The sequence below is a fragment of the Streptomyces sp. NPDC096012 genome (assembly GCF_040426375.1).
Taxonomy (GTDB): Bacteria; Actinomycetota; Actinomycetes; order Streptomycetales; family Streptomycetaceae; genus Streptomyces.
On sequence record NZ_JBEOTD010000023.1, the window covers coordinates 54,568 to 77,630 of the forward strand.

Annotated in this window: 22 protein-coding genes and 3 tRNA genes; 17 read left to right on the forward strand and 8 right to left on the reverse strand. The window is 72.3% G+C overall.

Features of this window, described 5'->3' with window-relative positions; translation table 11 throughout:
• Window positions 1-7: 7 nt before the first annotated feature.
• A tRNA-Gly gene (locus ABVB68_RS22040) sits at window positions 8-80 on the reverse strand.
• Window positions 81-258: 178 nt separating this feature from the next.
• Between ABVB68_RS22040 and ABVB68_RS22045 the strand changes: the two genes are divergently transcribed.
• The 3 genes from ABVB68_RS22045 (at window position 259) to ABVB68_RS22055 (ending at window position 3,362) form a co-directional block, all read left to right on the forward strand.
• Window positions 259-1,317, forward strand: coding sequence for a chorismate-binding protein (locus tag ABVB68_RS22045; protein WP_353602816.1), 1,059 nt, complete (start codon window positions 259-261; stop codon window positions 1,315-1,317).
• On the forward strand, window positions 1,314-2,135 hold the full coding sequence (locus ABVB68_RS22050) for an aminotransferase class IV (RefSeq protein ID WP_353602817.1): 822 nt from the start codon (window positions 1,314-1,316) through the stop codon (window positions 2,133-2,135). The genes ABVB68_RS22045 and ABVB68_RS22050 overlap by 4 nt, the downstream gene beginning before the upstream one ends.
• A 402-nt stretch (window positions 2,136-2,537) precedes the next feature.
• Window positions 2,538-3,362, forward strand: coding sequence for a GNAT family N-acetyltransferase (locus ABVB68_RS22055; RefSeq protein ID WP_353602818.1), 825 nt, complete (start codon window positions 2,538-2,540; stop codon window positions 3,360-3,362).
• Window positions 3,363-3,377: 15 nt separating this feature from the next.
• On the opposite strand, the gene ABVB68_RS22060 is transcribed toward ABVB68_RS22055, so the two are convergent.
• Window positions 3,378-3,902 carry a DsbA family protein gene (locus ABVB68_RS22060; RefSeq protein ID WP_353602819.1) on the reverse strand — a complete coding sequence of 175 codons (525 nt, stop codon included), beginning with the start codon at window positions 3,900-3,902 and terminating at the stop codon, window positions 3,378-3,380.
• Between the two features lie 258 nt (window positions 3,903-4,160).
• On the opposite strand from ABVB68_RS22060, the gene ABVB68_RS22065 reads away from it, so the two are divergent.
• Both ABVB68_RS22065 and ABVB68_RS22070 read left to right on the forward strand, forming a co-directional pair.
• Window positions 4,161-4,604, forward strand: a complete 444-nt coding sequence (locus ABVB68_RS22065; RefSeq protein ID WP_353602820.1) for a hypothetical protein — start codon at window positions 4,161-4,163, stop codon at window positions 4,602-4,604.
• A gap of 155 nt (window positions 4,605-4,759) precedes the next feature.
• Window positions 4,760-4,912, forward strand: coding sequence for a hypothetical protein (locus ABVB68_RS22070; RefSeq protein WP_353602821.1), 153 nt, complete (start codon window positions 4,760-4,762; stop codon window positions 4,910-4,912).
• Between the two features lie 87 nt (window positions 4,913-4,999).
• Here ABVB68_RS22070 and ABVB68_RS22075 read toward each other — a convergent pair whose 3' ends face one another.
• The gene (locus ABVB68_RS22075; RefSeq protein WP_353602822.1) at window positions 5,000-5,560 is read right to left on the reverse strand and encodes a CGNR zinc finger domain-containing protein; all 561 of its coding nucleotides are present in this window, start codon (window positions 5,558-5,560) and stop codon (window positions 5,000-5,002) included.
• A gap of 318 nt (window positions 5,561-5,878) precedes the next feature.
• Window positions 5,879-6,292 (reverse strand): SsgA family sporulation/cell division regulator, encoded by a 414-nt coding sequence (locus ABVB68_RS22080; RefSeq protein WP_004002642.1) that lies wholly within the window; start codon window positions 6,290-6,292, stop codon window positions 5,879-5,881.
• A 191-nt stretch (window positions 6,293-6,483) separates the two neighbouring features.
• Between ABVB68_RS22080 and ABVB68_RS22085 the strand changes: the two genes are divergently transcribed.
• The 4 genes from ABVB68_RS22085 (at window position 6,484) to ABVB68_RS22100 (ending at window position 8,198) form a co-directional block, all read left to right on the forward strand.
• Window positions 6,484-6,954, forward strand: a complete 471-nt coding sequence (locus tag ABVB68_RS22085; protein ID WP_353602823.1) for a TIGR02611 family protein — start codon at window positions 6,484-6,486, stop codon at window positions 6,952-6,954.
• 81 nt (window positions 6,955-7,035) lie between these two features.
• Window positions 7,036-7,107, forward strand: a tRNA-Val gene (locus ABVB68_RS22090).
• Window positions 7,108-7,631: 524 nt separating this feature from the next.
• On the forward strand, window positions 7,632-8,087 hold the full coding sequence (locus ABVB68_RS22095) for an SRPBCC family protein (protein WP_353602824.1): 456 nt from the start codon (window positions 7,632-7,634) through the stop codon (window positions 8,085-8,087).
• Between the two features lie 39 nt (window positions 8,088-8,126).
• Window positions 8,127-8,198: transfer RNA gene (locus tag ABVB68_RS22100), tRNA-Val, on the forward strand.
• Window positions 8,199-8,521: 323 nt separating this feature from the next.
• Here ABVB68_RS22100 and ABVB68_RS22105 read toward each other — a convergent pair.
• Window positions 8,522-9,247, reverse strand: a complete 726-nt coding sequence (locus ABVB68_RS22105) for a 3'-5' exonuclease (protein ID WP_353602825.1) — start codon at window positions 9,245-9,247, stop codon at window positions 8,522-8,524.
• A 169-nt stretch (window positions 9,248-9,416) separates the two neighbouring features.
• Between ABVB68_RS22105 and ABVB68_RS22110 the strand changes: the two genes are divergently transcribed.
• The 3 genes from ABVB68_RS22110 to thrS all read left to right on the forward strand — a co-directional run bounded on the left by ABVB68_RS22110 (window position 9,417) and on the right by thrS (window position 13,299).
• The gene (locus tag ABVB68_RS22110; protein ID WP_353602826.1) at window positions 9,417-9,983 is read left to right on the forward strand and encodes a DUF4365 domain-containing protein; all 567 of its coding nucleotides are present in this window, start codon (window positions 9,417-9,419) and stop codon (window positions 9,981-9,983) included.
• The gene (locus ABVB68_RS22115; protein ID WP_353602827.1) at window positions 9,980-11,224 is read left to right on the forward strand and encodes a hypothetical protein; all 1,245 of its coding nucleotides are present in this window, start codon (window positions 9,980-9,982) and stop codon (window positions 11,222-11,224) included. The genes ABVB68_RS22110 and ABVB68_RS22115 overlap by 4 nt, the downstream gene beginning before the upstream one ends.
• Before the next feature lie 98 nt (window positions 11,225-11,322).
• On the forward strand, window positions 11,323-13,299 hold the full coding sequence (gene thrS / locus ABVB68_RS22120; protein ID WP_353602828.1) for a threonine--tRNA ligase: 1,977 nt from the start codon (window positions 11,323-11,325) through the stop codon (window positions 13,297-13,299).
• Window positions 13,300-13,326: 27 nt separating this feature from the next.
• Here the strand turns inward: thrS and ABVB68_RS22125 are convergent, their stop codons facing one another.
• Window positions 13,327-13,989, reverse strand: coding sequence for a potassium channel family protein (locus ABVB68_RS22125; RefSeq protein ID WP_353602829.1), 663 nt, complete (start codon window positions 13,987-13,989; stop codon window positions 13,327-13,329).
• 67 nt (window positions 13,990-14,056) lie between these two features.
• On the opposite strand from ABVB68_RS22125, the gene ABVB68_RS22130 reads away from it, so the two are divergent.
• Window positions 14,057-14,614, forward strand: a complete 558-nt coding sequence (locus tag ABVB68_RS22130) for an HIT family protein (RefSeq protein WP_353602830.1) — start codon at window positions 14,057-14,059, stop codon at window positions 14,612-14,614.
• Between the two features lie 119 nt (window positions 14,615-14,733).
• On the opposite strand, the gene ABVB68_RS22135 is transcribed toward ABVB68_RS22130, so the two are convergent.
• Together ABVB68_RS22135 and ABVB68_RS22140 are read right to left on the reverse strand one after the other, a co-directional pair.
• Window positions 14,734-16,380, reverse strand: a complete 1,647-nt coding sequence (locus ABVB68_RS22135; RefSeq protein WP_353602831.1) for an AbeC-like domain-containing protein — start codon at window positions 16,378-16,380, stop codon at window positions 14,734-14,736.
• A gap of 312 nt (window positions 16,381-16,692) precedes the next feature.
• Window positions 16,693-18,891, reverse strand: a complete 2,199-nt coding sequence (locus tag ABVB68_RS22140) for an elongation factor G-like protein EF-G2 (protein ID WP_353602832.1) — start codon at window positions 18,889-18,891, stop codon at window positions 16,693-16,695.
• A 306-nt stretch (window positions 18,892-19,197) separates the two neighbouring features.
• On the opposite strand from ABVB68_RS22140, the gene pgsA reads away from it, so the two are divergent.
• From pgsA to ABVB68_RS22160, 4 genes are all read left to right on the forward strand, one after another.
• Window positions 19,198-19,875 carry a phosphatidylinositol phosphate synthase gene (gene pgsA, locus ABVB68_RS22145; protein WP_503006212.1) on the forward strand — a complete coding sequence of 226 codons (678 nt, stop codon included), beginning with the start codon at window positions 19,198-19,200 and terminating at the stop codon, window positions 19,873-19,875.
• Entirely contained in the window at window positions 19,872-20,780 is a 909-nt protein-coding gene (locus tag ABVB68_RS22150) for a phosphatidylinositol mannoside acyltransferase (RefSeq protein WP_353602834.1), read from the forward strand. Before pgsA ends, ABVB68_RS22150 begins: the two co-directional genes overlap by 4 nt.
• Window positions 20,777-21,940, forward strand: a complete 1,164-nt coding sequence (locus ABVB68_RS22155) for a glycosyltransferase family 4 protein (RefSeq protein WP_353602835.1) — start codon at window positions 20,777-20,779, stop codon at window positions 21,938-21,940. The genes ABVB68_RS22150 and ABVB68_RS22155 overlap by 4 nt, the downstream gene beginning before the upstream one ends.
• Before the next feature lie 281 nt (window positions 21,941-22,221).
• Entirely contained in the window at window positions 22,222-22,764 is a 543-nt protein-coding gene (locus ABVB68_RS22160) for a LemA family protein (protein WP_353602836.1), read from the forward strand.
• Window positions 22,765-23,063: the final 299 nt, after the last annotated feature.

Below are 23,063 nucleotides of genomic sequence, written 5' to 3' on the forward strand. Positions count from 1 at the left end.
TCCTGCGAGCGGACGACGAGGCTCGAACTCGCGACCTCAACCTTGGCAAGGTTGCGCTCTACCAACTGAGCTACGTCCGCTTGTCGTTTCGGTCCGCTTCCGCGTCCCGGCGACGTGTTGAACTCTAGCGGATTCCCGGGCCAGTACAAAAACGCGTTTGCGCAGCGTGCTGCGGTGCACCCGGCGGCCCCGGTGGCCAGGGCCACCCCCGGGTCGTCCCCGGGCCACCTCTGCGACACCCGACCTAGACTCGGCCATGTGTTCCAGCACTCATCCGGCCCCCCTCCTCTGGCCCGCTTCGGCGACCGCGTCGCCACCGGCCTCCTCGACGTGACCAGCGATCCGGCCGCCCTGGAGTCCTCCGGCTTCTGGGCCGTCTGCGCGGACTTCGAAGGCCGGCTGACCTGCGCCCGCTTCGCCGACGTACGCCGGACCGGGGTGCCCGCGCCGGTGCCGGGCGGCTGGCGCGGCCCGGCGGTGGGGGAGTGGACCTCCTCCCTGGACCGGGCCGCGTACACGGCGGCCGTGCGCCGGATCCGTGAGCACATAGCGGCCGGGGAGGTCTACCAGGCCAACCTCTGCCGGGTGCTCAGCGCGCCCGTCGCCCCCGGCGCCGACGTGGACGCCCTGACGGCGCTGCTGGCCCGCGGCAATCCGGCGCCCTACGGGGGGACGATCCGGCTCCCCGGGCACGGCGTGGAGATCGCCACCGCCTCGCCCGAGCTGTTCCTGCGCCGGGCCGGCCGGACCGTCGAGTCCGGACCGATCAAGGGCACCGGACGCACCGAGGCGGACCTGCTGGAGAAGGACTACGCCGAGAACGTGATGATCGTGGACCTCGTGCGCAACGACCTCGGGCGGGTCTGCGCGACCGGCAGCGTCACGGTCCCCGACCTGTGCGCCGTGGAGAAGCACCCGGGCCTGGTCCACCTGGTGTCGACGGTCCGGGGCGAGCTGCGGGCCGGGGCCGGGTGGCCCGAACTGTTCGCCGCCGCCTTCCCGCCGGGCTCGGTGACCGGCGCGCCGAAGTCGAGCGCCCTGCGGATCATCGCGGCGCTGGAGCCGGCCCCGCGCGGACCGTACTGCGGAGGTATCGGCTGGGTGGACGCCGACCGCGGGACCGGGGAGCTGGCGGTGGGCATCCGCACCTTCTGGATCGACCGCGCCGAGGGCGTCCTGCGCTTCGGCACCGGGGCCGGGATCACCTGGGGGTCCGATCCCGAGGGCGAGTGGCGGGAGACCGAGCTGAAGGCGGCCAGGCTGCTCGCGGTAGCGTCGGGGGCGTACGAAGAAAGCGGAAGGGCGTCGTTCGCATGAAAATCTGGCTGGACGGTGGACTGCGGGACCCGGAGTCCGCCCACGTGTCCGTCTTCGACCACGGGCTGACGGTCGGCGACGGCATCTTCGAGACGGTGAAGGCGGTGGACGGCAAGCTCTTCGCCCTCACCCGCCACCTCGACCGGCTGACCCGCTCGGCCCGCGGCCTGGGCCTGCCCGACCCCGACCACGACGAGATCCGCCGTGCCTGTACGGCCGTGCTGGAGGCCGGTCCGGTGCCGCTCGGCCGGCTGCGGATCACCTACACCGGTGGCCACGGCCCACTCGGCTCCGACCGCGGCGACCACGGCCCGACCCTGGTCGTCGCCCTCGACCGGACCACCCGGCGCCCGGACTCCACCGCGGTGATCACCGTGCCCTGGACCCGCAACGAGCGCGGTGCCCTCACGGGCCTGAAGACCACCTCGTACGCCGAGAACGTCGTCGCCCTGGCCCGCGCCCACGAACACGGCGCCTCCGAGGCGCTGTTCGGGAACACGGCCGGACAGCTCTGCGAAGGCACGGGCTCGAACGTCTTCGTCGTCCTGGACGGCGAGATCCACACCCCGCCGGTCGCCTCCGGCTGCCTCGCCGGCATCACCCGCGCCCTGACCGTCGAGTGGACGGGCGCCAAGGAGACCGAGCTGCCGCTGGACGTCCTGGAGCGGGCCGACGAGGTCTTCCTGACCTCCACGCTGCGGGACGTGCAGGCGGTGCACCGGGTCGACGACCGCGAACTGGCCGCCACCCCGGGCCCCGTGACCGCCAAGGCGATGCGCATCTTCGACGAGCGGGCGGGGCAGGACCTGGACCCCTGAGCGGGTGATCGGGTGAGAGTGGGGGAGCAGGTGAGCCGGGCGGCCGGGGAGGAGCCGGGCGACGCCCGGGTGAGCCGGGCGACGACGGCGGCGAATCCCCGACGACGGCGGCGAATCCCCGACACCGGAGATGAGCCGGCGGCGCCACCCCTGAGCGCGGCGCCACCCCTGAGCGGTGAACCCACGCCTCCGAGGGGCGAACCCACGCCCCCCGAGAGGCGAAACGCCCGTCTCCGAGCGGCGAACCCACCGCGCTCGGGCGGCGAACCCACGCCCCCGAGCGGCGAACCCCGGAACGCCCCGACTTCCGGTGCCGAACTCCCGGCCGTCGGGGTCGAACCCACGGCGCCGGGGCGGAATAATGGGCTGACGTGTCCACGCGCGCTGGGTAGAACAGGTGTGATGACCACGACCCTGCGGCCGGCCGAGCCGCTCCGACACCACCCCGACGGGACCCGATCGCGCCGCTACCAGGTGTGTGTGAACAGCCGCCCCGTCGGTGAGATCCACCTCGGAACCTCGCCGGCCCTCGGCGCCTCGGTGGCCCGCGTGATCGAACTGCGGATCGCCGAGCCCGACCGGCGGCGCGGCCGGGGCACGGTGGCCGCGCTCGCCGCCGAGGAGGTCGCGCGCGGCTGGGGCTGCCGACAGATCGAGACGCTCGTCCCCGCCGCCGCCGACTCCGCCCTGCGACTGTTCGGCGCCCTCGGCTACACCGCGCGCAACCGCGGCATGGAGAAACGCCTCGGCCGCACCCCGCCCGAGCTGCCGCCGGGCAGCCGTGCGCGGCTCATGACCGGGGCCGAGTTCGCCGCCTGGCAGGAGCACGAGGGCGAGCGGTACGCGCGCGAGTGGATCGGGCGCGGCCTCCCCGAAGCCGATGCCCGCGCCAAGGCGCACAGCGATCACGCCCGGTTGCTGCCGCGCGGACCGGCCACCGACGGCATGGTCTTCAGCGTCCTGGAGCACGAGGGCGTCCGCGTGGGCACGCTCTGGGTGGCGCTGGAGGAGACCACGGCCTTCGTCTTCGACGTCGAGACCGACGCGGCCCACCGGGGGCACGGGCACGGCCGTACGCTCATGCTGCTCGCGGAACGCCAGGCGATCGGGGCCGGGCTGCCGGTCCTCGGCCTCAACGTGTTCACGGACAACACCCCGGCCGAGCGGCTGTACGCGTCACTCGGCTACGAGACGGTGACCCACTCCCTCACCAAGCCCCTCCTGTAGGACGTGCCGTCCGGCTCAGGCGTCCTGTCCGGCCAGCAGCCGGTCGGCGATCTCCTCGATCCGCGCGCGCAGCCCCTCCTGGCTCTTGCCGCCGTCGAGACGCTCACCGCCGATGACGTACGTCGGGGTGCCGGTCACGCCGATGGCCTTGCCCTCCGCCTGGTCGGCGTCGACGATCAGGATGTGCCGGCCGTCGATCAGCGCGGTGTCGAACTCCTCGGCGTCCAGGCCCAGTTCGCGGGCCACCTCGATCAGGAGGGCTTCCCCCGCCCGGTCCAGATCCGCGACCCGCTCCAGCACGGCCTCCACGTACGGCCAGCCCTTGCCCTGCTCCAGCGCCTCCTCGGCGGCCTGGGCGGCGGCGAAGGCGTGCTTGTGCTTCTCCAGCGGGAAGTGCCGCAGACGCAGCTCCAGCCGGTCGCCGTAGCGGGCGCGCAGGGCGCGGACGTCGTCCAGGGCGGTACGGCAGTCGGGGCACTGCAGTTCGCACCAGACGTCGAGGACCGGGGCTTCGCTGCGTGCGGGGGAGGAGTCGCTCATGCGCCCCAGTCTTCCAGGCCGGACGAGGGCCACCCAATCGGGACGCCGAGATCGTGTGGGTCCTCCCCGGTCCCGCGCACGCGGGGCGGTCCTCGGTACCCCAGGAGGAGGTGACCCGGAGATGTCCCTGATGTCCGCCGGGAGCGTGGCGTCACCAGGACCGGGCGGTGCAGGATGGAAGGGACGAAGCGCACCTCGTCGGCACCGGGGCGCGCGTCCTCGCCCTTTCGACCGACCGAACCCGCCCAGGAGGACCGGATGATTGCAGAGACCGTCTGTTCCGCCGTGTCCGCGGCGGGCCTGGGCATCGCGGCCGTCACGGCCTACCGCAGGCGCTTCCTGGCGGCGGCCCGTATCGCGGCCTACTCGCTCGTGCCGGTCGGCCTCGTGATGACCGGCGTCGTCGGCTGGCTCGCCGACACCGCCTTCAGCCCCACCGCATGGGCGGGATTCGTGGTGCTGGGCGCGGCCTGGCTGCTGTTCGCCGGCACCCGTGCCGTGGAGCGCCGGCGCGGCGGCAGCGGATCCGGACGCAAGGCGGCCAAGGGCGCGGGGCGGGAGGCGGTGGCACCCGGGGCCTCGGCACCCACCCTGGGCCAGGGGTCCCCGCCGGCGGCGCGACCGTCCGCGGCGCCCCGGTCCTCCGGTCAGGCCGACGACTTCAGCGACATCGAGGCCATCCTGAAGAAGCACGGAATATGACAGTCGCATGACTGGCTGAGACGACACAGTGAGTCCCGGAACGTCCGGAATCGATCACCAGGTGAACGAGAGATCACGGCATTCGGCGAAGACCCGCAAGATCTTCGTGTGTTGATCGCGCCCGGGCCGCCGGGTGGTCCATCATCGGCCGCGAGATGCTGGACACGAGACAGAGCGAGGCCGCGCCGCCGAAGGACGAGCCGCGCGGGTGCCTCTTCGCCCTTTCCCAACCACCGCTGATGATCTTCCTTGCGGTGATCGGGTCTCTGCTCCTCATGGCTGCGCTGCACGATCTGCTGTTGCTGTGAGCCGTACGCGTCCGTCCCGGCGCCACCCGCCGGGACCGACGTCGCCACGACCGGGGGAGTCCCGAGCGGGCCGGGGCGCCGGGGGTGTCAGCCCGTCGCTTCCTTGCGCCGGGCGCGGTAGGCGGCGACGTGCAGCCGGTTCCCGCAGGTGCGGCTGTCGCAGTAGCGTCGCGAGCGGTTGCGGGAGAGATCGACGAAGGCGCGCCGGCAGTCCGGGGCCTCGCAGCGCCGCAGCCGCTCCTCCTCTCCGGCCACCACGAAGAAGGCGAGGGCCATCCCGCAGTCCGCGGCGAGATGGTCGGCCACGGAGGCGCCGGGCGCGAAGTAGTGCACGTGCCAGTCGTAGCCGTCGTGGTCCGTCAGGCGTGGAGTGGTCCCCGCCGCGGCCACCAGTTCGTTGATCAGCGCTGCCGCGGACCGGGCGTCCGGAGCGGCGAAGATCGCCGCGAACCGCCCCCGGACCCTGCGCACCGCCGAGAGGTCGAACTCCGACAGCACACCGACGTCACTGATCTCGTGCTTTCGCACGAAATCGGCGAGAGCCGGGACGTCGGCCAGCCCGTCCGCCGCCGTGTCGTCCTCCGGCACGGTGTTCACCAGATCCACCACGGCATCGAGGGCACACCGGGTGTCGTGGGTGATCAGCACGTTTCGCTCCCTGGCCTGGGGTCGGGCGGACGCCCGCCGATGCTGGCCGATGGTAGCGACAACCGCGCCCACCACACCGGTCCGCGTCCGACCGTGATTGCCGGTACAACGCCTCCGCGCCGCGAGGGGTTCCCGAACCGCGGACACAGGCCGGCCGCCCGCCACCGCCGGGGGGTGCGCGGGCGGCGCGGGGCGTGCCGAGGCCGGCGCTGTCCCGTGAACACTCACGGTGACCGCGCCGGCCCGTGCCCTATGCGGTTGTCTTGGCCCGAGCCGTCTCCCCGAGTGGACGGCGCCGGGCTGCTCGGAAGGGCCGGCCTAGCTCTCCGCCAGGATGTGCGAGAGCTCCTGATCCAGGTCGAAGTGCCGGTGCTCCGTGCCGGGCGGCACGGCGGCGTCGGTTCGCTTCAGGAAGGACTCGAGGGCCCGCGCCGGGGCCTCGAGAAGGGCCTCCCCCTCGGGGGAGCTGAGGGCGATGCACACGACGCCCTGACCATGACTGCGCGATGGCCAGACGCGGACGTCGCCGGTTCCGGTGGGCCGATGGAGGCCCTCGGCGAGGAGGTCGCGGGCGAACACCCACTCGACGGTCTCCTCGGCTCCGGTGTGGAAGGTGGCGTGCACGGCGTAGGGGTCGGCCGTGTCGTACCGCAGGCCTGCGGGGACAGGCAGGGAGGACTCGCTCGACACAACGAGGCGCAGGTGCAGCTCGCAGCTGACCGTGGTGTTCATAAGCGCCAGGGCCTTTCGCTCAGTGTGCGCTCGGGGATTCGCACGTCGGCGAAATCGACATGCCACCTACGGTGCCGTTGTAAACCCCTCTGAGTGTTTTGCGTGCCTTTACGTAACTCTTCCGGCCGAGAACTCGTACCAGACCTACGACCATTCCGGTGACCGGATTCACTCGGGTAGGGTTTGTCCGTATGAATACGGGGAGTGACCAGCCGGGCGAGATCGCCGCGATGCGTGAGACGGACGAGGCGAAGGCGGACGGGCGAGTGGGCGAGGACGGCGCCGGGCGGGGGCTCGGCTCCCGCGCGCCGGAATTCGTCAGGGCCCGCCCGGCCCTGCACCTGAGCTGGCAGGTCGGTGTCTTCGTGGTCGGCCTCGCGGTCGTCGCCGCCGGCATCGTCATGCTGCCGCTGCCGGGACCCGGCTGGGTGGTGATCTTCGGTGGCATGGCGATCTGGGCGACCGAGTTCGTCTGGGCCCAGCTCGTGCTGCGCTGGACCAAGCGCAAGGTCACCGAGGCCGCCCAGCGTGCCCTCGATCCCAAGGTGCGCCGCCGCAACATCATCCTCACCGTGATCGGGCTGGTGATCGTGGCGGCGCTTGCCGGGTTCTACCTGTGGAGGTTCGGCTTCGTCATGCCGTGGAAGATCAAGGACCAGTGATCGGATCCCCGGGGCCCGGCCGCCGGTCCGGCCCCTGGTCGGAGGTACCCCCTGACATGGGGTAATGTTCTTCCTGCGTCCGGGCGATTAGCTCAGTGGGAGAGCGCTTCGTTCACACCGAAGAGGTCACTGGTTCGAACCCAGTATCGCCCACCCGGACCGACGGCCCACCTGCCCGGCAGGTGGGCCGTCGGCGTTGCGTCATCCTTCGTCGGCGGCCCGGCCCCCCGGGGTGCGGGAACGCCCGGACGGGAAAAGTGACGATCAGTCACCCCACCTCGAGGTCAAGACGTCACTTCCGGACGCGGCAATCCTTCCGGGGGAAGTCGCGTACCCGAGCCACCGGCGGAAATCCACCGGACGCTTTTACGGAATGCGCGGGTTTTCTCCGGAAGTACGACAAGAGACGAATTCCACTCGGCCTCAAGCCCCTGCGCGCACGGGCAATCTGACATCCGATCACTTTCACGGGGAGACCGGCGGGCCGACGGCGGGCGTCCGGGAATTCCGCTCGGTTCGGACACCATGGCGCTCGTCGTCCGCGCCCTCGTGAGGGAAGAGGGGGAGAGCGCCGTCGCACGGGCGGCGGCGCCCGCTCCCGAGTCTCGTAGGCCTCTCGGCACGGCACATGAGTACGCGTACTCAGATCCCGGCGCCCGGCCGGGCAGACTCGGCACATGGACTGGAACGACCGGAACCATTACCGCTTCCGCAGCCTGTGGTCCCTGCCGGCCGCGCCGCCCGCCGTCTTCGCGGCGCTGGAGCGGCCCGAGGACTACCCCCACTGGTGGCCGCAGGTGCGGTCCGTGAGCCGCCTCGACGAGCACACCGGCGTGATCACCATCCGGTCGGTGCTGCCGTACGGCATCACCTCCACCATGCGTGAGACCCGCCGGGACCGGGATGCCGGTGTCCTCGAGGTCACGCTGACCGGCGACATCGCCGGCTGGGCCCGCTGGACGGTCACCGCCGACGGCCCCGGCACGCTCGCCCGGTACGACCAGGAGGTCGACGTCCACAAGGCGCTGCTCCGGCGGCTCGCCCTCCCCGGACGGTCGGTCTTCATCCTCAACCACCGCCTGATGATGCGGGCCGGACGGCGCGGGCTGCTGCGTCACCTGCGAGCGGTTTGAACTGACGGTGCCCGGACCTGTATTGTTCAGTGCGTTCCCGGGCGATTAGCTCAGTGGGAGAGCGCTTCGTTCACACCGAAGAGGTCACTGGTTCGAACCCAGTATCGCCCACCGGGAAGAGCCGGTCTGCGCACGCAGGCCGGCTTTCCGCTGTCCGGTCGTGCGACGCGGGGCAGCGACCGCTGCCCCCCGCCACCGCGGGCCCCGGTTCCCGCACCGTCACGCCGACACCGATCTCCGGCTCCCGCGACGTGACGCCATCGCCGATCTCCGGTCCCCGTACCGTCACACCGGCCACCGGCCACCGGCCATCCGCGCCCGTGACGTGGCGCCATCGCCGATCTCGGGTCCCCGTACCGTCACACCGGCCACCGGCTACCAGCCACCGGCCACCGGCTCCCGCGACGTGGCGCCATCGCCGATCTCCGGTCCCGTCACGCCGCCGCCGGCAGCTCCGGGCGCAGTGGCCACTCCGTGCTGACGATCTCCGCCGAGCCGCTGCGCGCGAACCACGCCTGCAGCCCTCGGGCCTGGGCCGCGTGCCAGTTGGCCTGGAGCGTGTGCAGCTCGGCCGGGGAGAGCCGCTCCAGCCGGGTCGCGAAACGCCGGCCCAGGGCCCGTACGACCTCCAGCGCCGCCAGCGCGTCCGCCGCCGCCTCGTGCGCGCCCTCCAGCAGCACGCCGTAGTGCGCGCAGAGATCGGTCAGCGTGCGGCGGCCCTTGCGGTAGCGGTCCAGATGCTTGTCCAGCACGCGCGGGTCCAGCACCCGCAGCGGCACCGACTCGAACCAGCGCCCCAGCGACGACGCCCGGTGCCGGCGCAACTCCCGGTCCAGCAGCGTCAGGTCGAACGGGGCGTTCATGATCACCAGCGGCCGGCCCATCGCCGCGTGCTCCGCCAGCTGCTCGGCTATCTCATACATCACCGGCGCCGGCCAGCGGCCGTTGTGCTGCAGGTACTCCTCCGTCAGCCCGTGCACCGCGGTCGCCGACCCGGGCACCGGCACACCGGGATTCACCAGCCAGCGGGTGATCCGCGGCCGGGTGCCCGGCGCGTCCTGGACGATGACGGCGGCCGACACGATCCGGTCGGTCTCGACGTCCACGCCCGTCGTCTCCGTGTCGAAGGCGGCCAGCGGCCCCTCGTACCAGGTCGTCATCCCCACACAACTCCTCGTTCACCTACCGCAGATGACATTCCGTCTTCTGCCCGTTTGGTGATACCCGGGCCGTTTGCGGCGTACGCCGGAAGGAGACAACAGGAGTGCGGGTCTTTGCAGTTCAGCGGCTCGCAGCGGGGAATCCCTTGGTTCGGAAGGCTGTTGGGTCATGGCCATAGCGCAGCCCGAGCGGGGCGGGCTGCTGCCCGACCGCACGGGCACCCTCCGCGGCACGCTCGCCACCACCGCCTGCATGGAGACACTGCAGGTCGGCTATCTGCACGCGGTCGCCGCCGCGGCCGGCTGCTCGCTGTCCCAGCCCTTCCCCGACAACGGCATCGACTGGCACGTCAGCCACAGCGCGCCCGGACACACCGTCGACGACGAGGTCACCGTCAAGGTGCAGCTCAAGTGCACCTACCAGATCCCGCCGAACCCACCGGGCCGCACCTTCTCCTTCACCCTCGACAACGACCATCTGCGCAAGCTCGCCCGCACACCCGTCTCGGTGCACAAGATCCTGGTCGTCATGCTGGTCCCGCGCTCACAGGACGACTGGCTGCGCGCCGGGCACGACCGGCTCGACCTTCGGCACTGCTGCTACTGGGTCAACCTCGCCGGCCACCCCGTCACCGGCCGGCACCGGACCACCGTGCGGATACCGACCTCGCGCATCTTCGACGACCGGGCGCTGTGCGAGATCATGACGCGGGTCGGGACGGGAGGCAGGCCATGAGGAGCCGTCCGTACGACGGGCCGGTCCGGCAGGTCCGGCCGCACCCCGACGAAGTCCCCTGGAGCCGCACCCCGGCGCCCGCGGAGGTCGACCCGGCGGTGCTCGGTGCCCTGCTGCACCGGCACGGGTGGCAGCGGCGCGGGGGAGCGGCCGGACGCTATGGCCGGTGGACCCCGCCGGGGCCCGCCGGCGGCGGGACCAGCCTGCTCGTACCCGAGAGCCGCGCCTTTCCCGACAGCGACGACCTGCTCGGCGAGGCCCTGGACGCCCTCGCCCGCAGCGAGACGCCCTCCGCCCGCGAGGTGCTGATCTCCCTCGCCGTACCCAGCGACGAGATCCGCTGGTGGCGGGAGACCCCGAGCGGGCCCGTCGGCGCCATGCCCTGGACGACGGACGAGCAACTGCGCACCGCCGCCCGGCAGATGCTGCTCGCCGCCGCGCTCGCCACCCGTGCGCGTGCCGGTTACCACGGCGCCCGGCACCGCCGCCCGGCGGCCGCGCTCCTGGCGGGCGTCCTCGTCGGCCCCGCCGCCGAGGGCCGCACCCTCACGGCCTTCGCGCCGGTGCCCACCGCCCGCCCCCTCGCCGTCCGCTTCCACCAGGCGCTGTACGCCGTCCGCGAGGCCATCGACTACCGGCGGGCGGCCGGCGGCATGGACGCCTTCGACGGCGCCGTCGAGGCCGGCGTCAGCCGCGAGCTGACCGAGGCGCTCAGCGTGCTCGTCCGGGGCACCGAGGGCGCCCGGGTCGCCGTCGCCTGGGCCCCCGGCGCCGGCGTCCCGGAAGGCTGCGCCCCCTCCGCCGAGCCCGTCGAGTTCTCGCCCGGCGACCTGCCCGTGCTCCGCGAGGCCGCGGCCCGCTACCTGCGTGAGGAACCCTCCGTCCCGGCCCACGTCACCGGCGCCGTCGTCCGGATGCGCCGCTCCGGGCCGGGCGGCGAGGGCACCGTGCGGCTGCGCGTCCTCGCCGGTGCCGAGGTCCCGCACATCCGCGTGACCCTGGACGAGGAGGACTACCGCATCGCCGGCCACGCCCACCTCGTCGGCCTGCCGGTGCGGGTGCACGGCCGGCTGGAGCGGCGCGGCGGCTTCCGCAGGCTCACCGGCGCCTCCGGGGTCGTACCCGTGCAGGTGGACGACGCCGAGCGGGACCGGCTGATGAAGTCCCTCCAGGAGAACCTCGACTATGTCGAGGAGGCGTGCGGGGAAGGGGAGCCGGGAGCGTACGGGGACGAGGACTGAGGGTGACCGTTTCGCGGTCGGTGCCGTCGGGTCGGTACGATCGCCTGTGCGCGCGCTCCGGGTATGGCGCCGCACCCACCTTCAGTCAGGAGAGACCGGTGTCAGACGTCCGTGTGATCATCCAACGCGATTCCGAGCGGGAAGAACGCGTGGTGACGACGGGCACTACGGCCGCCGACCTCTTCGCGGGCGAGCGCTCGATCATCGCCGCGCGCGTGGCCGGCGAGCTGAGGGACCTCAGCCACGAGCTGTCCGACGGAGACGAGGTCGAGGGCGTCGAGATCTCGTCCGAGGACGGCCTGAACATCCTGCGCCACTCCACCGCGCACGTCATGGCGCAGGCCGTGCAGGAGCTGTTCCCCGAGGCCAAGCTGGGCATCGGCCCGCCCGTCAAGGACGGCTTCTACTACGACTTCGACGTCGAGAAGCCGTTCCACCCCGATGACCTGAAGGCCATCGAGAAGAAGATGCAGGAGATCCAGAAGCGCGGGCAGAAGTTCTCCCGCCGCGTCGTCTCCGACGAGGCCGCCCGCGAAGAGCTGGCGGACGAGCCGTACAAGCTGGAGCTGATCGGCCTCAAGGGCTCGGCGTCGCACGACGACGGCGCGGACGTCGAGGTCGGCGCCGGCGAGCTGACGATCTACGACAACCTGGACGCCAAGACCGGCGAGCTGTGCTGGAAGGACCTCTGCCGCGGTCCGCACCTGCCCTCGACCCGCCTGATCCCGGCGTTCAAGCTCATGCGCAACGCGGCCGCCTACTGGCGCGGCAGCGAGAAGAACCCGATGCTCCAGCGCATCTACGGCACCGCCTGGCCGACCAAGGACGAGCTGAAGGCGCACCTCGACTTCCTCGCCGAGGCCGAGAAGCGCGACCACCGCAAGCTCGGCAGCGAGCTCGACCTGTTCTCCATCCCCGAGCAGATCGGCTCCGGCCTCGCCGTCTTCCATCCCAAGGGCGGCATCATCCGCCGGGTCATGGAGGACTACTCGCGCCGCCGGCACGAGGAGGAGGGCTACGAGTTCGTCTACACCCCGCACGCGACGAAGGGGAAGCTCTTCGAGACGTCCGGGCACCTGGACTGGTACGCCGACGGCATGTACCCGCCCATGCAGCTCGACGAGGGCGTGGACTACTACCTCAAGCCCATGAACTGCCCGATGCACAACCTGATCTTCGACGCGCGCGGCCGCTCCTACCGTGAACTGCCGCTGCGCCTCTTCGAGTTCGGGACCGTGTACCGGTACGAGAAGTCGGGCGTCGTGCACGGCCTGACCCGGGCCCGCGGCTTCACCCAGGACGACGCGCACATCTACTGCACCCGTGAGCAGATGTCGGAGGAGCTCGACAAGACGCTCACCTTCGTCCTCGGCCTGCTGCGGGACTACGGCCTGACCGACTTCTACCTGGAGCTGTCCACCAAGGACCCGGAGAAGTTCGTCGGCTCGGACGAGGCCTGGGAGGAGGCGACCGAGACGCTGCGCGAGGTCGCCGAGAAGCAGGGCCTGCCGCTGGTTCCCGACCCGGGCGGTGCCGCCTTCTACGGCCCGAAGATCTCCGTCCAGGCCAAGGACGCCATCGGCCGCACCTGGCAGATGTCGACCATCCAGCTCGACTTCAACCTGCCCGAGCGGTTCAACCTGGAGTACACCGGCCCGGACGGCTCCAAGCAGCGCCCGGTCATGATCCACCGCGCGCTGTTCGGCTCCATCGAGCGGTTCTTCGCCGTCCTCCTGGAGCACTACGCGGGTGCCTTCCCGGCCTGGCTCGCCCCGGTCCAGGCGATCGGCATCCCGATCGGCGACGCGCACGTGGAGTACCTGGAGAAGTTCGCGGCGGCCGCCAAGCGGCAGGGCCTGCGCGTGGAGGTCGACTCCTCCTCGGACCGCATGCAGAAGAAGATCCGCAACGCCCAGAAGCAGAAGGTGCCCTTCATGGTCATCGCGGGCGACGAGGACATGTCGGGCGGCTCGGTGTCCTTCCGCTACCGCGACGGCTCGCAGGAGAACGGCATCCCGTTCGACGAGGCCATCGCGAAGATCGCGAAGGTCGTGGAGGAGCGGACCCAGGTCTGAACCGCCGGCGCGTGAGGGCCCCCGGGATCACCGTCCCGGGGGCCTTCGCTCGTCGCCGTGGCGGGAGAAGGACTGCATCAGCCAGGACGAGAACGACCCCGTGACCGCGCCGAGCAGGCCAAGACCGCAGACCATCATCCCGGTCGCGATCACCCGGCCCGTGGGGGTGACCGGGGTGATGTCGCCGTAGCCGACCGTGCTCAGGGTCGAGGCCGCCCACCACACGGCGTCCCCGAAGGTGCGCATGGTGGCGCCGGGCGCCCCGCGCTCCTGCTGGTAGACCGCGAGCGCGCCGGCGAAGCCCAGCAGCAGGGTGGACAGACTCGCGTAGGCGATCACCCGCGCGTGCAGGGAGAGCCGGGGCGCGCCCTGCCGGGGCTGGATGGCGTCGTAGAGCGGGACGATCCGCAGCGGGCGCAGCAGCGGAAGGACGACCACGACCGTGTGCAGGAAGTGCGAGGAGACGAAGCGCAGGAAGCGCTGCCCTCTCAGACGCCAGCGCACCAGGTAGTCCACCACGAACAGCGCCCAGAGGCCGAGCATCACGAGCCAGCACAGCCGAAGCCAGCCGGAGGCCAGGTCCACCGCCAGGACCCGGGTGGCATAGGCGGCCATGAAGGCCAGCGACGCCACGAAGAGCGGGATCTCGGTGCGCTGCTCCCAGCGGGCGTAGGAGGTGTCGTCGTCCACCGGCCAAGCTTGGCCGGGGACGATCGCCGGGGCGCCCCGGCGACACGCCGCGAACGGGCGAAGCCATATGCTGCCTAGCATGACGAGAGAGCCGGAGCAGCAGATCGGGGTGGGGACGCAGGATGCGTTCCAGCGCTTGTGGACGCCCCACCGGATGGCCTACATCCAGGGCGAGAACAAGCCGAGCGGCCCGGGGGCCGGCGACGGTTGCCCCTTCTGCTCGATCCCGGCCAAGTCCGACGAGGACGGGCTGGTCGTGCGCCGCGGCGAGCACGTGTACGCGGTCCTGAACCTGTACCCGTACAACGGCGGTCACCTCATGACCGTGCCCTACCGGCACGTGGCCGACTACACGGACCTGACCGTGGCGGAGACCGCCGAGCTGGCCGAGCTGACCAAGCAGGCGATGACCGCCCTGCGCACGGCGTCCGGCGCGCACGGCTTCAACATCGGCATGAACCAGGGCACGGTGGCGGGCGCCGGCATCGCCGCCCATCTGCACCAACACATCGTCCCGCGCTGGGGCGGCGACACGAACTTCATGCCCGTGGTCGGCCACACCAAGGTGCTGCCCCAGCTGCTGGGGGACACCCGGAAGATGCTGGCGGAGGCGTGGCCCGCCTAGGGCCTGGACGTACGTCGGTGCCGGGACCGCCGCGCTCAGAGTGCGGGCACGGCGTCCGCGGCAGACGGAGATCGTCGGACAGCCCCCGGCGGCACGGTGCCCTCCGCCGGGGGCACCGCTCACGCGTCGTACAGGTCGGCCTTCCGGGGCGTCGGGTCCTGGACGTTGCCGCTGAGGAACGCCGAGCGGGCACCGAACTTCTCCGTGTTCACGCCGTTCTCCTCCAGGACCTTGATCGCCGCGGAGTGCACCACCCGCAGCACCGGGGTGGCCGCGCGCAGCGCGTCGTCGGCCATGAAGCGGTGCCGCCACGGCTGGTCGGCCCAGGCGTGCCGCAGTCCGAACGGCTCGGGCAGGCCGAGCGAGCCGCCCAGCCACTTGAGCAGCGGCGGGTACCAGGTCAGCGGGGCCCGCGCGGCGAGCCGGACCACCTCGTCGGTGCCGACCAGGGGCAGGTTGATCGTCCGGTTCTCCCAGGGCTTGAAGGACTTGGCGACCTCCTTGGTGGGAGCCGCCGGCCTCGTGGTGAACAGCGGGTTCACCGGTCCCAGCGCATGCCCGGTGACCTCGATGCGCAGCGTCTCGTGCAGCACGGTCACCGTGATCAGCATGGTGATGACCAGCTGACCGTCCCACAGCGTCCACTGCACGCCCAGGTAGTGCCGGTCGCCGCTGCCGAACTGCTGCTTGTTGCAGATCTCCTGTATGGCGTGCGTCTTGACCTGGAAGGCCTCGACATCCGTGCCGCCGGGCCGGGAGACCGCGTCGGCCTTCTCGCCGATCGGCGTGACGATCCAGTGCCGTATCGAGGGCTTCGGGAAGCCGCCCGTGTTCAGCGGGCCGCGCTCCAGCAGGGACAGCTGGTCGTGGATCGAGCGTATGACGTCCCAGCTGCGGAAGGGGTGGATCTCGCGCGTGGGGTCGGCGGGCACCAGGTCCTCGGCGAGCTGCCAGGCGCCCCACCGGGTGCCCATGCCGAGTATGCCCTTGGGACCGGCGTAGAAGACCGAGTTGGACTGCTGCTCGGCGCTCAGCCGGGCCAGCGACTGGCGCAGTTCCTCGGCCGCCGTCTGACCGGGGCCGCGCGGCACGGCCTCCGGGACCTTGGCGCCGACGCTGGTGCCGGAGAGCAGACCGTCCCAGCGGCCCCGCAGGTCCTTGGCGGTCCTCTCGCAGATCTGCTTGGCCCAGAACCAGCCGAGCACGGGCAGGACCACGCAGGCCCGGGCGTACCACGCCCAGAATCCGCCGAACGGCATCTTGACCAGGAACAGCGCGGCGAGCACGCCGACTCCGGCCAGCAGCGTGGTGGCCAGCGGCCCGGCACGCCTGTCGTCGCGCTTGGCGACGAAGGCGCGCAGCTGGAAGACGAGCAGCCAGACGAGCAGCCCGGGCAGGAAGAGCAGACCGCACACGACCGTGACGGCGCTGAGCCGGTTGTCGCGTTCCCTGCGGATGTTGTTCGCCGCCAGGCAGTGCTCCACGACGAACTGCGGCTCGGAGCCGAAGGACTGGATGAGCGGCGCCCGGCCTGGGGCGAGCATGCGGTCCACCACGGCCCGCGAGAACGCCTCGCCGAGATTGGGCCGGAACAGCTTGAGCCGGCCGGCCTTCACGGCCGACTGGTGCCACTCGTTGTCGGCCTTCTTGATCTCCTCGACCGGGCTGTCCCGGTAGGCCGCGGAGGCCAGCGCGGACGTCGCCGCCTGCCCCTCGTCGCCCGAGACGGGCACCTGGGGCCCGTCCCACTCCGTTCCAAACGACATTCCCGCCCCCATCACCGCCGGCGTCGCTCCTGCGGCCTTCCCGACTTCCCTGCCCCGCACACCTGTTGGACCGGCCGCAGAACCGATACCACGCCACTACCGGACGGCTGCGGCACCACGTGATCAGGTGATCAGCGTATCCGCCGCCACCGACAACCGGTGGGCGGACGGCCGAAGCCGCCCGCCCACGCGCTGTCGCGCACCGCGGCATCACGTGGTGCCGGGTGCCGCCGGATCACGTGGTGCCGGGGGAACCGCCGGACCGCCGGGTGCCGGGCGCCCCCGGACCGCGTGGTGCCGGGCGCCGCCGGACTACGCGCCGCCCCCGGCCTGTTCGCGGATGCGCTCGGCGATCTGCGGCGGCATCGGCTCGTGCCGGGCGTACGTCCGGTCGAAGCGGGCCGTGCCGTGCGAAACCGAGCGCAGGTCGACGGCGTACCGGCCGATCTCGAACTCGGGCACCTCCGCCCGGATGAGGGTCCGTCCGGAGCCCACCTGTTCGGTGCCGAGCAGCCGGCCGCGCCGGCTCGACAGGTCGCTCATCACAGCGCCCACGTAGTCGTCGCCGACCAGGACGCTCACCTCGGCGACCGGCTCCAGCAGGTGGATCCTCGCCTCGGTGGCCGCCTCGCGCAGCGCCAGCGCGCCCGCCGTCTGGAAGGCGGCGTCGGAGGAGTCCACCGAGTGCGCCTTGCCGTCCACCAGCGTGACCCGGACGTCGATGAGCGGGTAGCCGGCGGCCACGCCCTTGGCGGCCTGCGCCCGCACGCCCTTCTCGACGGACGGGATGAACTGCCGCGGCACCGAACCGCCGACCACCTTGTCCACGAACTCGATGCCCGAGCCGCCCGGCAGCGGTTCCACCTCGATCTCGCAGATCGCGTACTGCCCGTGCCCGCCCGACTGCTTCACGTGCCGGCCGCGCCCGGCGGCCTTGTGCGCGAACGTCTCGCGCAGGGAGACCTTGTGCGGGACGACGTCGACCTGCACGCCGTAGCGGTTGCGCAGCCGTTCCAGGGCGACGTCGGCGTGGGCCTCGCCCAGGCACCACAGCACCACCTGGTGGGTGTCCTGGTTGTGCTCCAGGCGCATGGTGGGGTCTTCGGCCACCAGCCGGCTCAGCCCCTGGGAGAGCTTGTCCTCGTCGGCCTTGCTGTGTGCCTCGATGGCGAGCGGCAGCAGCGGGTCGGGCATCTTCCAGGGCTCCATCAGGAGCGGGTCGTCCTTCGCGGAGAGCGTGTCACCGGTCTCGGCACGGCCCAGCTTGGCCACGCACACCAGATCGCCGGCGACGGCCTGCGGCACCGGCCGCTGCTGTTTGCCGAACGGCATGGACAGGGCGCCGGTCTTCTCGTCGACGTCGTGGTCCTCGTGCCCGCGGTCGGCCAGACCGTGGCCGGAGACGTGCACCGCCTGGTCGGGGCGCAGGGTGCCGGAGAAGACGCGGACGAGGGAGACGCGGCCCACGTAGGGGTCGGAGGCGGTCTTGACGATCTCGGCGACCAGCGGGCCGTCGGTGTCGCACGGCTTCAGCTCGCGCGGCTCGCCGTCGATCGTGGTGACCCCGGGCAGCGGATGCTCGAACGGGGTCGGGAAGCCTCCGGTGATGAGCTCCAGCAACTCGACGGTGCCGAGGCCCTGCTTGGCGCCCTCCGCGGCCGGCGCGGCGGCCAGGACCGGGAAGAAGCTGCCGCGGGCGACGGCCCGCTCCAGGTCGCCGATGAGCGTGGCCACGTCGATCTGCTCGCCCCCCAGGTAGCGGTCCATGAGGGTCTCGTCCTCGCTCTCGGCGATGATCCCCTCGATCAGCCGGTTGCGGGCCTCCTCGATGCCCGGCAGCTGGTCCTCGCCGGGCTCGGACTCCTTGCGCTCGCCGGACGAGTAGTCGAACAGCTTCTGCGACAGCAGCCCGATCAGCCCGGTCACGGACGCGTGCCCGTCGGGGCCCTCCGGGCCGCGCAGCGGCAGGTACAGGGGCAGGACGGCGTCGGGGTCGTCGCCGCCGAAGGCCTCCGCGCAGACGCGGGTCATCTCCTCGAAGTCCGCGCGCGCGGCCTCCAGGTGCGTGACCACGATCGCGCGGGGCATGCCGACGGCCGCGCACTCCTCCCACACCATCCGTGTCGAGCCGTCCACCCCGTCCGAGGCCGAGACGACGAACAGGGCCGCGTCCGCGGCCCGCAGACCGGCCCTGAGCTCCCCGACGAAGTCGGCGTACCCGGGGGTGTCGAGGACATTGATCTTGATGCCCTCCCATGCCACCGGCACCAGGGAGAGCTGTACGGAGCGCTGCTGGCGGTGCTCGATGTCGTCGTAGTCGGAGACGGTGCCGCCGTCCTCCACGCGGCCCGCCCGGTTGACCGCCCCGGCGGTCAGCGCGAGGGCCTCCACCAGGGTCGTCTTGCCCGATCCGCTGTGGCCGACCAGCACCACGTTCCGTACGGACGTGGGTCGGTCGGCCGTCAGAGCCCTGCCGGCGGCTCCGGGGTGTGTCTGTGTCTTGTCGCCCATGATCCTGCCTCCCGTGCACGGTGAGGTCACTGTGGGCGCGGACACGCGGGACCCGCGTGCACTGGCGGCTCCGGCGACGCCCGCGGTTATTCGAGCTTTCCACTCCCGTCACGTCGCGTCCATACGAACGACCACGCGCCGGCGCCCACCGGCGCCGATCACGCCACACCCGCCCCGTGGGCGGCCGTGCGCACCGGTTCCCGGCGCCGGGTGCGGGTGCCCGCCCGTCACGCACGCGTGCGCGTGGCTACGATGGGCCAGCCGGCGACCACCAGGGCCGCGGCGACACCGACCGTCGGGAAGGCCATGCTGAACAAGTACGCGCGTGCATTCTTCACGCGTGTCCTCACACCGTTCGCCACGTTTCTCATCCGCCGGGGCGTGAGCCCCGACACGGTCACGCTGATCGGCACGGCCGGTGTGGTCGCGGGAGCGCTGGTCTTCTACCCCAGGGGCGAGTTCTTCTGGGGCACGGTCGTGATCACCCTGTTCGTCTTCTCCGACCTGGTCGACGGCAACATGGCCCGCCAGCTGGGCCGTTCCAGCCGCTGGGGAGCCTTCCTGGACTCCACCCTCGACCGGGTCGCCGACGGTGCGATCTTCGGCGGCTTCGCGCTCTGGTACGCGGGCAACGGGAACGACAACGTCCTGTGCGCCGTCGCGATCTTCTGCCTCGCCAGCGGCCAGGTGGTCTCGTACACCAAGGCGCGCGGCGAGTCGATCGGGCTGCCGGTGGCCGTCAACGGACTCGTCGAGCGCGCCGAGCGGCTGGTGATCTCGCTGGTCGCCGCCGGCTTCGCGGGCCTGCACAAGTTCGGTGTGCCGGGCATCCAGTGGCTGCTGCCGATCGCCCTGTGGATCGTCGCCGTCGGCAGCCTCGTCACGCTGGTCCAGCGGGTCGTCACCGTCCGCCGTGAGTCCGCCGAGGCCGAGGCGGCCGCGGCCGGGGAGAACGCGTCCCAGGGGAGCGAGGCGGCGAAGTGAGCACCGCCGAACGGCTCACCGACACGCTGTACGGCCTCGGTTGGAGCACCGTCAAGAAGCTTCCCGAGCCCGCCGCGGTCCGTCTGGGCCGGGCCGTCGCGGACCTCGCCTGGAAGCAGCGCGGCAAGGGCGTGCGGCGGCTGGAGGCGAACTACGCGCGCGTGGTGCCCGACGCGGGACCCGAGCGCCTGGCCGAACTCTCCCGCGCGGGCATGCGGTCGTACCTGCGCTACTGGATGGAGTCCTTCCGGTTGCCCGCCTGGAGCGCCGAGCGCGTGCGGTCGGGCTTCGAGGCCAAGGACCTCCACCACCTGACGGACGGGCTCGCCGCCGGCCGGGGCGTGATCCTCGCCCTGCCGCACCTGGCCAACTGGGACCTGGCCGGAGCCTGGGTCACCACCGCGCTCGAAACGCCCTTCACCACGGTCGCCGAGCGTCTCAAGCCCGAGACGCTGTACGACCGCTTCGTCGCCTACCGCGAGGGCCTCGGCATGGAGGTGCTCCCGCACAGCGGCGGCTCCGCCTTCGGCACCCTGGCCCGGCGGCTGCGCGACGGCGGCCTGGTCTGCCTGGTCGCCGACCGCGACCTGTCCGCCTCCGGCGTCGAGGTCGACTTCTTCGGCGACCGCGCGCGGATGCCCGCGGGCCCGGCCCTGCTGGCCCAGCAGACCGGCGCCCTGCTGCTGCCGGTCACGCTGTGGTACGACGACTCACCCGTCATGAAGGGCCAGGTCCACGCCCCGGTCGAGGTGCAGGAATCGGGCACGCGAGCGGAGAGGACGTCCGTCATGACCCAGGCGCTGGCCGACGCCTTCGCCTCCGGCATCGCCGACCACCCGCAGGACTGGCACATGCTCCAGCGGCTGTGGCTCGCCGACCTCGACCCCGCGAAGGGACCCGCGTGAGAATCGGGATCGTCTGCCCGTACTCCTGGGACGTGCCCGGTGGCGTCCAGTTCCACATCCGCGACCTCGCCGAGTACTTCGTCCGGCTCGGCCACGAGGTGTCCGTCCTGGCCCCGGCCGACGACGACACGCCTCTGCCGCCCTACGTCGTCTCGGCCGGCCGCGCGGTCCCGGTGCCGTACAACGGCTCGGTGGCCAGGCTGAACTTCGGTTTCCTGTCCGCCGCGCGGGTGCGGCGCTGGCTGCACGACGGGGCCTTCGACGTGGTCCACATCCACGAGCCGACCTCGCCCTCGCTGGGCCTGCTGACCTGCTGGGCGGCCTCCGGCCCGATCGTGGCCACCTTCCACACCTCCAACCCGCGCTCGCGCGCGATGATCGCCGCGTACGCGATCCTGCAGGCCGCGCTGGAGAAGATCAGCGCGCGGATCGCGGTCAGCGAGTACGCGCGGCGCACCCTGGTGGAGCACCTCGGCGGGGACGCCGTGGTCATCCCCAACGGCGTCGACGTGGACTTCTTCGCCAAGGCCGACCCCAGGCCCGAGTGGCAGGGCGGCACCATCGGCTTCGTCGGCCGCATCGACGAGCCCCGCAAGGGCCTGCCCGTCCTGATGAGGGCCCTGCCGAAGATCCTCGCCGACCGGCCGGGCACGCGGCTGCTGGTCGCGGGGCGGGGTGACGAGGAGGCGGCCGTAGAGGGGCTGCCGCAGGAGCTGCGCTCGCGCGTGGAGTTCCTCGGCATGGTCAGCGACGAGGACAAGGCGCGGTTCCTGCGCAGTGTCGACCTGTACGTCGCCCCCAACACCGGTGGCGAGAGCTTCGGCATCATCCTGGTCGAGGCGATGTCGGCGGGCGCCCCCGTCCTCGCCTCCGACCTGGACGCCTTCGTGCAGGTCCTCGACCAGGGGGCGGCGGGCGAGGTCTTCGCCAACGAGAACGCCGACGCGCTGGCCGAGGCGGCCGTGCGGCTGCTGGCGGACCCGCGGCGGCGGGCCGAGCTGAGCGAGCGCGGCAGCGCCCACGTGCGGCGGTTCGACTGGTCGACGGTGGGCGCGGACATCCTGTCCGTCTACGAGACGGTCACGGCCGGTGCGGCGGCGGTCCGGGCGGACGAGCGGACCACGGGGCTGTGGGCGCGTTTCGGGCTGGCCCGGGACTGAGGACTTCGGGACCGGCCGGGACCGACCACTGGCCCGGGACCGACCACTCCTGGCCGGCCGGGACCGGCGCGTCCGGGTCGGGGCTGACCACTCCGGGTGTGCCCGGACCCTTCGGCCGGCTCGGGACCGACCAATTCGGCGGGCCGGGACCGGCGAGTTCGGGCCGGCTCGGGACTGACCAACTCCGGGTGCCCGGACCCTTCGGCCGACTCGGGACCGACCACTCCTGGCCGGTCGGGACTGACGACAGGGGCGTGTACGAGGGCCGATAGCCTTCGGCCGTGACCGCAACCCTCATCTGGATCCTTGCCGCACTCCTCGCGATCGGCGTGTACCTGAGCTGGACGGCGGGCCGGCTGGACCGGCTGCACGTACGGATGGACGCCGCCCGGGCCGCGCTCGACGCCCAGCTGGTGCGGCGCGCGTCCGTGACGCAGGAACTGGCGACCTCGGGCGTGCTGGACCCGGCCGCCTCGATCGTGCTGTACGAGGCCGCGCACGCGGCCCGGCAGGCCGAGGAGGAGCAGCGCGAGGTGGCGGAGAGCGAACTGAGCCAGGCCCTGCGGGCGGTCTTCGCGGAGCCGCAGCAGGTCGAGGCGGTACGGGCCGCGCCCGGGGGCGAGGAGGCGGCCCATGAGCTGGCCGAGGCCGTCCGCCGGGTGCCGATGGCCCGCCGCTTCCACAACGACGCCGTGGGGGCCGCCCGCCGGCTCCGCGAGCACCGCAAGGTCCGCTGGTTCCGGCTGGCCGGCCACGCTCCGTTCCCGCTGGCCGTGGAGATGGACGACGAACCGCCGGCGGCCCTGGTGGAACGCGTCTCCTGACCGGCTCGGGGAGGCACGCGGGACGGCGCGGGGAGGCGCGCGGGACGGCGCGGGGAGGCACGCGGGACGGCGCGGGGAGGCACGCGGGACGGCGCGGGGAGGCACGCGGGACGGAGCGGGGGTACGGTGCGCGGGGCGGCTCGGGGTGTGCCCGGGGCGGCTCTGGCTGGGCCCGGCGCGGCCCGTATCCGCTCGGCCTGCGAAAACGAGCCACCGGCTTTCCATTGGCCCTTGCTGTGGCCTGGTCGGCTCACGTTTGCTCGGGGAAGCAGAAACCCTCTTCCCCTTCAGCGAGGTCA